Origin of the sequence: Rossellomorea aquimaris (genome assembly GCF_001877785.1) — a bacterium.
Taxonomy (GTDB): Bacteria; Bacillota; Bacilli; order Bacillales; family Bacillaceae_B; genus Rossellomorea; species Rossellomorea aquimaris_A.
On sequence record NZ_MINN01000117.1, the window covers coordinates 17,863 to 30,282 of the forward strand.

Annotated in this window: 14 protein-coding genes; 1 reads left to right on the top strand and 13 read right to left on the bottom strand. The window is 48.9% G+C overall.

Features of this window, described 5'->3' with window-relative positions; genetic code table 11:
• Nucleotides 1–6: 6 nt before the first annotated feature.
• The 6 genes from whiA to BHE18_RS16860 form a co-directional block, all read right to left on the bottom strand.
• Nucleotides 7–954 (bottom strand): DNA-binding protein WhiA, encoded by a 948-nt coding sequence (gene whiA / locus BHE18_RS16835; RefSeq protein ID WP_071619684.1) that lies wholly within the window; start codon nt 952–954, stop codon nt 7–9.
• 60 nt (nt 955–1,014) lie between these two features.
• On the bottom strand, nt 1,015–1,971 hold the full coding sequence (locus tag BHE18_RS16840; protein ID WP_071619685.1) for a gluconeogenesis factor YvcK family protein: 957 nt from the start codon (nt 1,969–1,971) through the stop codon (nt 1,015–1,017).
• A complete protein-coding gene (gene rapZ / locus BHE18_RS16845; protein WP_071619686.1) occupies nt 1,968–2,864 on the bottom strand; it encodes an RNase adapter RapZ in 897 nt (298 codons plus the stop codon). Before rapZ ends, BHE18_RS16840 begins: the two co-directional genes overlap by 4 nt.
• 322 nt (nt 2,865–3,186) lie before the next feature.
• Nucleotides 3,187–3,645, bottom strand: a complete 459-nt coding sequence (locus BHE18_RS16850) for an 8-oxo-dGTP diphosphatase (protein ID WP_032086634.1) — start codon at nt 3,643–3,645, stop codon at nt 3,187–3,189.
• A gap of 471 nt (nt 3,646–4,116) precedes the next feature.
• Nucleotides 4,117–4,833, bottom strand: a complete 717-nt coding sequence (locus BHE18_RS16855) for a GDSL-type esterase/lipase family protein (RefSeq protein WP_071619687.1) — start codon at nt 4,831–4,833, stop codon at nt 4,117–4,119.
• A gap of 154 nt (nt 4,834–4,987) precedes the next feature.
• Nucleotides 4,988–5,302, bottom strand: coding sequence for a MerR family transcriptional regulator (locus BHE18_RS16860; protein WP_071619688.1), 315 nt, complete (start codon nt 5,300–5,302; stop codon nt 4,988–4,990).
• Nucleotides 5,303–5,465: 163 nt separating this feature from the next.
• Here BHE18_RS16860 and fbpA point away from each other — a divergent pair, with 163 nt between their 5' ends.
• Entirely contained in the window at nt 5,466–5,615 is a 150-nt protein-coding gene (gene fbpA, locus BHE18_RS22975) for a Fur-regulated basic protein FbpA (protein WP_141771914.1), read from the top strand.
• A 107-nt stretch (nt 5,616–5,722) separates the two neighbouring features.
• Here the strand turns inward: fbpA and trxB are convergent, their stop codons facing one another.
• The 7 genes from trxB to hisB all read right to left on the bottom strand — a co-directional run bounded on the left by trxB (nt 5,723) and on the right by hisB (nt 12,401).
• On the bottom strand, nt 5,723–6,670 hold the full coding sequence (gene trxB, locus BHE18_RS16865) for a thioredoxin-disulfide reductase (RefSeq protein WP_071619689.1): 948 nt from the start codon (nt 6,668–6,670) through the stop codon (nt 5,723–5,725).
• A gap of 117 nt (nt 6,671–6,787) precedes the next feature.
• Nucleotides 6,788–8,296, bottom strand: a complete 1,509-nt coding sequence (locus BHE18_RS16870; protein WP_071619690.1) for a tetratricopeptide repeat protein — start codon at nt 8,294–8,296, stop codon at nt 6,788–6,790.
• A 733-nt stretch (nt 8,297–9,029) separates the two neighbouring features.
• Nucleotides 9,030–9,686, bottom strand: coding sequence for a bifunctional phosphoribosyl-AMP cyclohydrolase/phosphoribosyl-ATP diphosphatase HisIE (gene hisIE, locus BHE18_RS16875; RefSeq protein WP_071619691.1), 657 nt, complete (start codon nt 9,684–9,686; stop codon nt 9,030–9,032).
• Nucleotides 9,683–10,441 carry an imidazole glycerol phosphate synthase subunit HisF gene (gene hisF / locus BHE18_RS16880; protein WP_071619692.1) on the bottom strand — a complete coding sequence of 253 codons (759 nt, stop codon included), beginning with the start codon at nt 10,439–10,441 and terminating at the stop codon, nt 9,683–9,685. Before hisF ends, hisIE begins: the two co-directional genes overlap by 4 nt.
• Nucleotides 10,435–11,175 carry a 1-(5-phosphoribosyl)-5-[(5-phosphoribosylamino)methylideneamino]imidazole-4-carboxamide isomerase gene (gene hisA / locus BHE18_RS16885; RefSeq protein ID WP_071619693.1) on the bottom strand — a complete coding sequence of 247 codons (741 nt, stop codon included), beginning with the start codon at nt 11,173–11,175 and terminating at the stop codon, nt 10,435–10,437. The genes hisF and hisA overlap by 7 nt, the downstream gene beginning before the upstream one ends.
• Entirely contained in the window at nt 11,172–11,810 is a 639-nt protein-coding gene (gene hisH, locus BHE18_RS16890; RefSeq protein ID WP_071619694.1) for an imidazole glycerol phosphate synthase subunit HisH, read from the bottom strand. Before hisH ends, hisA begins: the two co-directional genes overlap by 4 nt.
• A gap of 3 nt (nt 11,811–11,813) precedes the next feature.
• Entirely contained in the window at nt 11,814–12,401 is a 588-nt protein-coding gene (hisB, locus tag BHE18_RS16895) for an imidazoleglycerol-phosphate dehydratase HisB (RefSeq protein WP_071619695.1), read from the bottom strand.
• Nucleotides 12,402–12,420: the final 19 nt, after the last annotated feature.

Consider the following 12,420-nt stretch of genomic DNA (forward strand, 5'->3'; position numbering starts at 1 on the left):
TTCGGATTACTTGCTTATTTTCTCACCCGCTCTGATTTTCTCGGCAATTTGATCGATTTTCCGTAAGCGGTGGTTGATTCCGGATTTACTGATGGTACCGCCTGATACCATTTCCCCCAGTTCCTTCAATGTCACGTCCTGATAGGTGACCCTGAGTTCCGCGATTTCACGCAGTTTATCGGGAAGGACCCCCAGGCCGACATGCTTTTCGATGAATTTGATGTTCTCGACCTGCCTCAATGCGGCTCCGATCGTTTTGTTCAGGTTGGCCGTTTCGCAGTTGACGAGGCGGTTGACGGAGTTACGCATATCCCTTACGATCCGTACATCCTCAAACCGCAGGAGGGAGTTATGTGCCCCTGCGATATTAAGGAACTCGGTGATTTTTTCCGCCTCTTTTAAGTAAGTGATGAATCCTTTTTTTCGTTCGAGCGTCTTGCTGTTCAGCCCGAAGGTATTCATCAGGTCTGACAACGCTTCGTTGTGTTCTGCATACAGTGAAAAAATCTCTAGATGATAGGAGGATGTTTCCGGGTTGTTCACCGATCCCCCTGCCAGGAATGCCCCTCTTAAATATGATCTCCTGCAGCATTTCTTCTTAATCAGATCTTCTGAGATATTATGGATGAATGTAAATCCTTCGCCGAGGATTTTCAGGTCCTCAAGGATTTTCTTTGTATCTTCTTTGATCCGGACGATGTAGACATTGTTTTTCTTGAGACGCATCTTCTTCCGCACCAGAAGTTCCACCGGGGTGTCGTATCCCTTTTTTATCAGTGTGTAGATCCTTCTGGCTATCGCGGCGTTCTCGGTCTGAATATTGACGACCAGCGTCTGGTTCGAGAAGGAAAGTGAGCCGTTCATCCGGATAAGAGCGGATAATTCAGCATTGGCACAGCAGTCCTTGACTTCAATATTGGTTAGTTCTTTCTTTGTTTCTGACGCAAACGACATCCCCATCACCTCCTAGCAAACGCTTGCACAAGCTAATACAACAGAAATTTTCTTCTGTCATTATTTGGATTTCATATAGGAATGAATGATTTTCGCTACTGTTTCTGTATTATGGCGTACCAGTCCATTATTATATGACAGGATATCCCGGGCAAGAACTTCAAGTCCCATTGAGTTTAAACGTTCGATATCGAAATGGACGGGACTCGCCTGCTCCTTGTCATAGCGTGCCTGGACTTCACCGGGCACCTGCTTGTTATTGACGAGGATCGAATCGATGCATGAAGAGTCCAAATGCTTTGATAAAGCCTCTACATGATCGCTTGCCGTGTATCCCTGTGTTTCACCCATCTGGGTCATGATGTTGCATATATACAGCTTCTTGGCCTTCGAGCGGCAGACTGCTTCGCCGATCCCCGGCACGAGCAGATTCGGAATGATGCTTGTATAAAGACTCCCCGGCCCCATGACAATCAGATCCGCTTCCGCGATTACCCTGAGCGTTTCAGCAAGCGGCTTGATGTTGTCAGGCTTTAAAAAGACACGCTTGATCTTTTTGCCTGCCTTCGGGATCGCAGACTCCCCCGTCACGATTGTGCCGTCTTCCATCTCGGCATTCAGGATGACGCTTTGATTGGCGGAAGGCAGCACTTTGCCTTTCACATTCAGGACCCTGCTCATTTCCTGAATGGCGTGGACAAAATCACCCGTGATCGAAGCCAGCGCGGCAATGATCAAGTTTCCAAGGGCATGACCCGAAAGCTCATTCTCTGTTTCGAAGCGGTGCTGGAACATCTGCTCTACAAGGGGTTCAACCTCGGAAAGTGCCGCCAGCACATTCCGGATGTCACCCGGCGGAGGGATGTCCAGTGAATCCCTCAGCCTTCCCGAGCTGCCGCCGTCATCCGCCACGGTCACAATCGCAGAGAGATCGAGCGGGTGGCGTTTCAGTCCGCGCAGGAGGACAGGGAGACCCGTCCCCCCTCCGATGACGACAACCTTTGGCTGTTTGGTCATGGCGCCTGAACAGCCTTTCTCTTTTCTATATCACGATGAGAGATTTTCGTATGATAATCCTCTTCGAAGTGATGCCCGATGTATTCCGCGAGTGCAACCGAACGGTGCTGGCCGCCCGTGCAGCCGATCGCCACGACAAGCTGGCTCTTCCCTTCACGTTTGTAATGGGGAAGCATGAAGGAAAGCAAATCGGTCACTTTATCAAGGAATTTATGGGTTTCATTCCATTTCAGGACATAAGTCGAAACCTCTTGATCCAGCCCGGTTTTCGGGCGCATATGGTCGATATAATGGGGATTCGGCAAGAATCTTACATCGAACACAAGGTCGGCATCGATCGGGAGACCGTGCTTGAAACCGAATGAAATCACATTGACCGTGAAAATCGATTTCTTGTTCACCGAAAACTCGGTCAGGATCTTCTCGCGCAATTCCCTCGGCTTCATTTTCGATGTCGTATAAATCAGCTGCGCGCGGCCTTTTAATTCTTCGAGCAGTTCCCGTTCCTGCTTGATCCCCTCAAGCGGAAGGCCTGACGGGGCAAGCGGATGGGAGCGGCGCGTTTCTTTGTAGCGTCTCACAAGAGCAGAATCATCCGCATCCAGGTACAGGATCTGCGGCGTCACCCATGAGGTTTCCGCAAGCTCATCCAGCGCCTTGAAAAGATGGTCGAAGAATTCCCTTCCGCGGAGGTCCATCACAAGTGCGACCTTATTCATTTTATTGCCGGACTCTTTCATGAGTTCGAGGAACTTAGGCAGAAGAGTCGGCGGCAAATTATCTACGCAGAAAAAACCTAAATCTTCGAAGCTTTGGATGGCGACCGTTTTACCGGCTCCGCTCATCCCAGTGATGATCACTAATTGTACGTCATTCGTAGAACCTGTACTCATACTCTTCCCCCGCTTTATTTTGAAATTTGTGTATGGGGCTTTTCATTACCGCAGTTGATTTCCGTGCAAGACTTCGCTTTCCGCGGGTGACCCGTGAGCCTCCTGTTAGAGGAGTCTATTGTCTAGCTGCAGGGCTTAGAGGCACATGTCATAAGCCAAACCGACCAAGAAGGCAAAGAACGCCTTCGTGGACGATTCGTCTTATGCCACACGCCTCTGGGCAAAGCCCTTCCGCTTTTCGGTCAGGAGTCTTCGTCTTCCACTCCAATCAACTGCTGGAACCGCCAAAGATCAAAATCACATGTACATATTTTTTCTTTTATTAACTCGGATCCAAGCGATATGACAGCAGCTTGAAATCCGGTGTGTACGTAAATGTACCGTAGATGGTTTTCTTTCCGTGGAGCAGGTAGTCGAGGATGTGATAATCCCCTTCGGCCATCGGCAGGTCCTTGATGTCTTCGAACTTATGCCATTTGATCTTGCCTTCCTCCGATTCCTGGAGGTTCACGCCGTCTGCTTCCGTTGCAAAAAAGGAAAACATCATCCACTCTGAAACGACTTTTTCACCGTCTTTGATAATGAAGGTGAACACACCTTTCAAATCCGGATTTTTTAAATAGATCCCTGTCTCTTCGCGGTACTCGCGTATGACGGCATCGCGGATCGACTCACCCGGCTCCATTTTGCCTCCGGGTGCCACCCACCAATTGCGGCGGGGTTTTTGGAGAAGGAGTACTTTGTCTCCATCCAGATATAAGCAATTTGTGACACGCTGCACATCCTTCACCTCTAGTCTGGTTCATTAGGACTCATTTCCGTCCTTTTTCATTCCCTTTATTATACTATGATTGCGGACAGGCTACAATGTCTCAGCCTGCGGGGCAGCCATGGAAGTTCACTTTGGAGGCTTCTTCAGGAAAAATTGTCGATTTCTTCATAAAAATATGGGGACAGGCTTCTTCAAATTTCGAGTGATACAGCCAGCTTTGAATCACTATAACAGAGGAAAATGGCAAAAAAAATAGACACAGGCGAGTCCTGTGTCGTCAAAGGGATTTATTACTTAAAAAGGGGGTCAATTTCTTACTTTCTATAATACCCGATAATTGTTTCATTCGTGTTACAACAGATTTAAAACGGTATTACGGAATTGTTAATTTTGACGAATTTTTATTAAACAAGCGTCGTTTTTTGTTAGAATTTGTATAACCTCATATGAATTAACATTCATTTATTTGGATGATTATTCTTAGAAGTCATATTTCTTCATGATCTGATCTGCCATAAGTTCGTAACCCTTTCCATTCGGATGGAGGGAATCATGGAAATATTGCTCCTTGTTTTTACCCTTGAATAATGGATTGGAAGAAACATATTTTACTTTCCCATGCTTCTTCACTTCTTTCACGATTGTCTGGTTCCACTCATCCACATATGCTTCAATTTTATCACTGTCCCTGTCCGGGTAAGGATTGTATAGCCCGATGACAAGGATCTCTGCATCTTCATTCGTTTTTTCAAGCGTATCGAGAATGAAATTCAAATTATCCACATATTCTTTTTTCGCTTCCATGATTTTGTCATGATGAAGAGGGACCAGTTTACCACCGTTGCTTTTGATGAGGTCATTCGTCCCGATGTTGACGATAAAGACATCCGCTTCTGTCAAATCTTCGCTCACGCTCGGTTTCATCAGCTGCTTTTGAAGACCGGAAGACTTCTGACCGGGAATCCCGAGATTCTGGAATTTGTAGATTTCGTCCGTCTCCTTCTTGTTCACCTTTTCTTCCAGACGGCCGATATAACCTGTATCTTTGTCATCACCGTATCCGTACGTCAGGGAATCACCGAGGGCAATGACCCTTTTCTTCGATTCCGACTTGCTTTCATCGGCAAAATAACTGAAATAAATAAGGGGAATTAATGCAATTACGACAATGGGTATGATAATTTTCCATTTTGACATTGATGATCCTACCTTCCTGTTCTTGGCTGCTTGTACATGATGAAGTTATTCCCGATTGTCAGAGGATGTAACCTGTATATTTTTGGAATGAACATTTTTTTACAATAAAAAAGACAAACTCTCCCCCGCTTGAGTATGCCTTTTCGAAGGTCGATCAGTTCTTCTGGATGCCAAATCGTGCATTGATCTGGCCCTTGATCATTTTCTGCTTCGCTTCTTTTCTCTCTTTTCTCGTCAGCTCGTACTTGATTTCCTTGGTTGTGACACCTTCTTCTCTATGGTCCGCAATTTCCATCAGCCGCTCTACATCGTTGAAAGAGTATTTCCGGTAACCCCGGTTGGTCCGTTCCGGGTAGATGAGCTTCTTTTCCTCGTAATACCTGATTTTTCTCTCTGTCAGGCCAGTCAATTCACTGACGACACCGATTGAAATCACCTTTTTGTCCTTATAGGAAGATTCCTGTCCCACACTGCCCTCCCCCTCTTAGCCTTATTATACATGGGCGGGCGGCGGAGCCCGAGGATTATGTAAGAAAGTCTGACAAACTTTTCTTCCGTTGGCAGGAAACCTGTCAAAGTCGCTGAAACCAGGCGGGGAAGGTTTTACAATACAATCAAAAGGAGTGAATGTTATGCCATTTTTAAGAGAAGCCGTCCAGAAGCAGCGCGAGCATTTTATTCGTCTTCTGGTGAAGAATGGGATTGCGGAAGGACCGGATTTGGAAAAATGGACGCTCACTGAACTTGTTGCTTTGTATGATAAACATTTTAGGAAGTCTTGAAGGAAAGACTGGTAGAAAACGGATGATGACAGGCTTATGCCAATTCCTGTTGAATCCGCTTTTTTTGCAAAAAAAGCCCCGGGATCCGAGTCCCGGGGCTTTATCCATTAACCGTTTTTGACTTTCTCTTTCAATTCTTCTACATAATGCTGGGCCGCCTGTGCAGCGATACTTCCGTCGCCTGTAGCCGTAACGATCTGGCGGAGTTCTTTTTCGCGTACGTCGCCGGCTGCGAAGATGCCAGGGACTTTCGTTTCCATTTGTTCGTTGGTCACGATGTAGCCCATGTCGTTTGTGATTCCAAGGTTTTGGAATGGCTTCGTCAGAGGAATCATTCCGATATAGATGAAGACACCGTCAGCCTGGAATTCTGTTTCTTCGCCATTTTCAGTTGAAACAAGAGTGACACTGCCGACTTTGCCGTCTTTATCATTGATTTCCTTCACCGTGTGGTTCCAGATGAAGTCGACTTTTTCATTGTCGAATGCACGCTGCTGAAGGATCTTCTGTGCGCGAAGCTCGCCGCGGCGGTGAACGATCGTCACCTTGTTCGCGAAACGGGTCAGGTAGACGCCTTCTTCGACGGCAGAATCCCCGCCGCCTACGACGACAAGATCCTTCCCTTTGAAGAATGCGCCGTCACATACGGCACAGTAGGATACGCCGCGCCCGCCGAGTTCTTTTTCACCAGGAACGCCGATTTTTTTGTATTCGGCACCGGTTGAAAGGATGACGGCACGCGTCTTGTATTCCTTCGATCCCGCTTTGACAAGCTTGTAATCGCCCTCGTCGACGATTTCCTTGATGTCTCCGTATGCGTATTCCGCACCGAATTTCTTTGCGTGATCGAACATCTTATTCGACAGGTCCGGACCAAGGATATGGTCGAAACCTGGATAGTTTTCCACTTCTTCCGTGTTGGCCATCTGGCCGCCCGGCACTCCTCTTTCAAGCATCAGGGTTGAAAGGCTTGCGCGGGATGTATAGACAGCCGCTGTCATACCGGCAGGACCGGCACCGGCGATAATAACATCATAGATTTTTTCTTCTGACATACTGAAATTCTCCTTCCGCAAACGTTCTTGTAAGCATGCTTTATCGTATTCCCCATATAGTATTTACTTGCTATCATTATCCTATAAAATTCAGGGTTGTATCGTCCAAAAATATGCTCATGGAAGGTAGTTTTCCACGACGGTGATGTATTTAGTCAGTGTACTCGCAGAAACACTGTAGCTGTCGCATACCTGCTTCTTTGTCACCTTCTCATTCCTCAGGCGGTTCCACACATAATAGGCAGCCGCCGCGAACGCTTTTGTATTCTTGAATGTCTCTCGCTCCTTAAGGCCGCGGTAGGCAACCGTGAACCATGTCAGGAACAGGCCGGAATCCACACTCGAGATCGGGTGGTTGGATTCATAGAGGTGCATGGCGACCTCATGCATATTCTTGATCTCCTGATTCACTTTGATCGAGCTGTTGACGTTTCTGTTCAAAACGTGGGCGAGGTATACCTTTTCCACGATCGAAAGCTCCTCGACATCGCAGAAATCGGCATGTGTAAGCACGGATTTCTGGTGCTCCGACACAGCGGTGAGAAAGAGGCCGAACAGTTTTTCTTCTGTATACTCACTTTGCAGCTTCTTCAGGATCGACGTCACGTGATTCTCAAATCCGGTTGGACGATCTTCATTCCAAGGCTCGCTGCCCTCTTTTTCCGGATTGATCTCGACTACCTTCTTCCACGCATTGCGCGCCGTCTGCTCACGGCCGGTTTCATACGCTGAATGGGCCAGCCAGTAATAATAGCTCGCATCCCCTTCGAAACCGATCTTCTGCAGCGACTTCAGCCATTCAAATGCTTTCTCCGAATGTCCGATCAGTGCAAACGTCGCCCCAAGCTTGAAGCGGTGCTCATGCAGGAGCGGGCGGACCTTTTCAAGTCCGGCGACCAGTTCATCCAGTTCGTCCTGCCTTTTTTGGTAATAATAAAACACAGCCGTGTTGCAGAGCGCATGCAGATTCCCCGGATTCTTCTCCAGCACCTCTTCAAGCGTGGCAGAAGCCTCTTCCACCTCGCCGAGATAAAAATAGGCAAGAGCCAGATTGTTGTAGGCAGACCAGAATTCCGGGTATTCATCGATCACTTTTTTCAAGGTATCAACAGCCTTCTGGAAATGCCCGGACTCAAGGAGGTCCTTCGCCTTCTCCTGCTGGACGATCAAATCATCGTGCTCGTAAAGATCTTCCACGGTGAGGTCCGAATCGAGCTCCAGCAGTTCTAGGAGATCTTCGGCATCCTCGGCAAACTCGCCGTGCTCCGCTTTATCCATATATATGCTCACATGATCATACGCTTCCTTGAACAAACCGAGATGCGCATAATTATTGGCGAGGAAGTAATGACACTCCACCATATACGGATCCAGGTTCTTCAGAATTTCATGCAGCAAATCATTCGCACGCTTGAAATCGCCAAGCTCTGTATACACAATCGACAACTGACACGCAATCATCGGTTCTAGCGGTTCCAATTGAAGCGCTCTATTCAAATATTTTAACGACCGCTTTAGCTCGCGGCGATGATAAGCTTTCATTCCCTTATTGTAGTAATACTCACCTGTAGGGACAAAAGACAATACCTTGGCTTGCTCACTTCTTAGTTTTGACCCTTTTCTCATCAAAGTCCTCCGAAACGTTCATAGTATATCCAGGCTCTTTTCTGCAGACTTTCAGCGGGGCCGGCCGGCTGGGAGTTCCGTTCGTTTGCCGGGGCCGCTTAGTAGTACCTTTGCGGATAGAGCACGATTATTTAAAGTATTAATCCTATAACTAAGATAGTATAACACACAACAAAGTTGGACTAAACTACCATATTTTGAGGGGATGGGCGTTTGGTATGGGGTGGGCAGTGTGGATTGAGGTTTGGTCCAGATGCGATCCGGGTGGAGATTTTTCGACATGAAGGGCGCAATTATTTTTTTGAAAGGGTGAATTAATTGGTTGAAGGGTAGAATCGGGGCTAGGAAGGGTGTAATTATTTTAGTGAAGGGTGCAATTGTTTGGATGAAGGGCAGAATTAGTAATAAGATAGTAAGTTGACCCGGAGATCATGCCTGCTGCCAGGGTGGGTTGGCGCAATTAATACGATTCTGGCGCAATAATTGTGAAAGTGGCGCAATTATGATGAAACAGGCGCAATAATTTGGAAAGTTGCGCGATTATCTGGATTCCGGCGCAATTATTTAATTGTGGCCATACCCCAATCATTAACTCAATCTATTAATACGCACTCTTCACGAAAGGATCCAGCCCAGCCTGATTTCCAAACCGAAAGCTTGTCTTTTTTAATAAAACAAACAAAAAAGAACGAACCTTTAACCAACTAAAGGCCCGTCCCTCTATCTATCAACATCACTTATTATGACGCTCTACCAACACACCGAGGACTTCCTCAAGAGGCAGTTCCTGTTCGCGCAGCAGTACGAGTACGTGGTAGAACAGGTCTGCGGCTTCCCATTTCAGTTCTTCGGCGTCCCTGTTTTTTGCGGCGATGATGACTTCTGACGCTTCTTCGCCGACTTTTTTCAGGATCTTGTCGACTCCCTCTTCAAACAGATAAGTCGTATAGGCGCCTTCCGGACGCTCTTTCTCGCGGTCGGCGATCAGCTTCTCAAGGGTCAGGAGGATGTTTTCCTTTGAAGCGGACGCATGATCCGAACCTACCGAATCAGACGCCCCTCCGAACACCCGCTCATGAAAACAGCTCTCCTCCCCCTTATGGCACGCCGGTCCTTTTTTATCGACAAGGACAAGCAGTGCGTCTTTGTCGCAGTCCCACACGATGCTTTTCACCGTCTGCGTATTTCCGCTTGTTTCGCCTTTATGCCAGAGTTCCTGGCGGGAGCGGGAGTAGAACCATGTTTCCCCCGTTTCCAGGGTCCGCGCAAGCGATGTTTCGTTCATATAGGCAAGGGTCAGGACTTCCTTCGTTTCGGCATCCTGTACGATTGCCGGCACAAGTCCTTTTTCGTCGTATTTCACGTCACTTATCCAATCGTTGTTCGTCATCGTACATGCACCTCCTGCTCTTTCAAATAGCTCTTCACTTCTTCGACACTTGTTTCTTTATAGTGGAAAATCGATGCTGCAAGGGCCGCATCTGCTTTTCCATCCGTGAATACTTCTTTAAAATGTTCTGAGTTGCCGGCTCCGCCCGAAGCGATCACCGGAATCGAGACGGCTTCGCTCACCACGCGGGTCAACGCCACATTGAAGCCTTTTTTCTCACCGTCGCTGTCCATCGATGTCAGCAGGATTTCGCCTGCTCCCAGTTCTTCAACCTGCTTGGCCCATTCGATTGCATCCAGCTCGCGGAGCTTCCGGCCGCCGTGGGTGTAGACTTTCCAGCTGCCGCTTTCTTCATCGTACTTGGCATCGATTGCGACGACGATGCACTGGGAGCCGAAATACCGGGCGCCTTCGCGGACGAGTTCGGGCCGCAGGACGGCTGCCGTGTTCAGGGAAACCTTGTCGGCACCGGCTCTCAAGATAGCTTTCATATCTTCGACGGCATTGATCCCGCCGCCGACCGTGAACGGGATGGCGAGTTCCGCCGCTACATGGCGGACAACCTCGACCATCGTTTTCCGGCCTTCATGGGATGCTGATATATCTAAAAAAACAAGCTCGTCCGCACCTTGTTCATCGTATACTTTTGCCAGTTCGACGGGATCTCCGGCATCTCTCAGCTCTACGAATTGAACGCCTTTTACGACACGGCCGTCTTTTACATCCAGGCAGGGAATGATCCGTTTCGTCAGCATGAGCCCTTCACCTCTTCCAGTGCCTCGGTTACTGTGAACTTGCCGGTATAGAGGGACTTGCCGCAAATCGCACCGGACACTCCCTGGTCACAGTATTTTTTAAGGGCAGCAAGGTCTTCCAACGAACTCACGCCGCCGGATGCGATTACCGATTTGCCCGTTTCCCTGGCAAGCTCGGCTACCGCTTCGATGTTCGGCCCCGAAAGCATGCCGTCCGTTGCGATGTCGGTGAAAATGAATGTCTCCGCACCTGCTTCGGCCAGTTCTTTTCCGAGGTCGACCGCCTTCAGGGAGGACGTTTCGACCCAGCCGTGCGTCGCGACATAGCCGTCTTTGGCGTCCAGTCCGATGGCGATCTTTTCGCCTCCGTACTTAGCAAGCCATTCCTTCACAAGCTCCGTGTTAGACACGGCGATACTGCCGATGATCACGCGGTCCACGCCGCGATTCAGATAATGTTCGATGTCTTCCGCAGAACGGATCCCGCCGCCGATCTGAACCTTCGCATCGAGCTTTTCAGCCACCGCAAGGACAAATTCATCATTGATGCGGGAACCTTCCTTGGCGCCGTCCAGGTCGACCATGTGGATCCACTCCGCGCCTTCATCCGCGAATTTTTTTGCCATATCGAAAGGAGAATCGCCGTATACCGTCTCCTGATTGTAATCACCCTGGATCAACCGTACACATTTTCCGCCGCGCATATCGATCGCGGGATAGATTGTAAAACTCATGATACTGCCTCCGATTCTTTCACTTTCCTTGTGAAGTTTTCCAGCAGCTGCATGCCCAGCTGCCCGCTTTTCTCGGGATGGAACTGCATGCCGTATATGTTTTCCCTGCTGACCACCGCCGGGATTTCAACCCCTGCATAGTCCGCCGCCGCGGTCAGGACCTCTTCCGATCCTTCTACATAATAGGAATGGACGAAGTAAACGTATCCTTCCTCCAAGCCTTCGAGAAGGGCAGAGTCTTTTTTAAACGATAGATGATTCCAGCCCATATGGGGGACCTTGTATTCGTTCCCTTCTGAATCCTTTTTCGGAATATGGACGACTTCCCCCGGAAGCAGTGCGAGTCCCGCTGTGCTGCCGTTCTCTTCACTTTTTTCAAAAAGAAGCTGCATCCCGAGGCAGATGCCGAGCAGCGGCTTTCCGCTTTCGGCAAAGGTCAGGATCGTTTCTTTCAGATGCGTCGACTCAAGGAGATTCATCGCATCCTTGTAGGCGCCGACCCCCGGGAGGATCAGACCGTCCGCCTCCAGCAGTTTCCCGCGGTCGTCACTGATAAAATAAGGGACGTTCAGCCGCTCGAGGGCTTTGCTGACTGAAAACAGATTTCCCATTCCGTAATCTGCGATGCCGATCATGGTCTACAACATCCCCTTTGTGGAAGGAATCCCTTTGACCCGCGGGTCTATGGTCGTCGCTTCATCGAGCGCACGGCCGAGTGCCTTGAAGATCGCCTCGATGATGTGGTGGGTGTTGTGTCCGTAGTGAACGATGACGTGCAGGTTCATCCTTGCTTCAAGCGCCAGCTTCCACAGGAATTCGTGGACGTTTTCCGTATCGAATGTCCCGACCTTCTGACTTGGAAGCTCTGCCCTGAATTCAAGATGCGGACGGTTGCTGAGGTCGACGACGACAGTTGCGAGTGCCTCATCCATCGGCACCATCGCAGAACCGTAGCGTTTGATGCCTTTTTTATCGCCGAGCGCCTTCACGAGCGCCTGTCCGAGGCAGATCCCGATATCTTCCGTCGTATGGTGGTCATCCACCTCCGTGTCGCCTTTCGCACCGATTTTACAGTCGAACTGTCCGTGTTTGGTGAACAGGTCTAGCATATGACTCATGAACGGCACACCCGTCTCAATCTCCGAATTTCCTTCCCCGTCAATCCCGAAACTCAAACGAATATCCGTTTCATTCGTCTTCCTCACAATCTCCGCTCTTCTTTCCATCGCTGCTTCACTCCTTTAA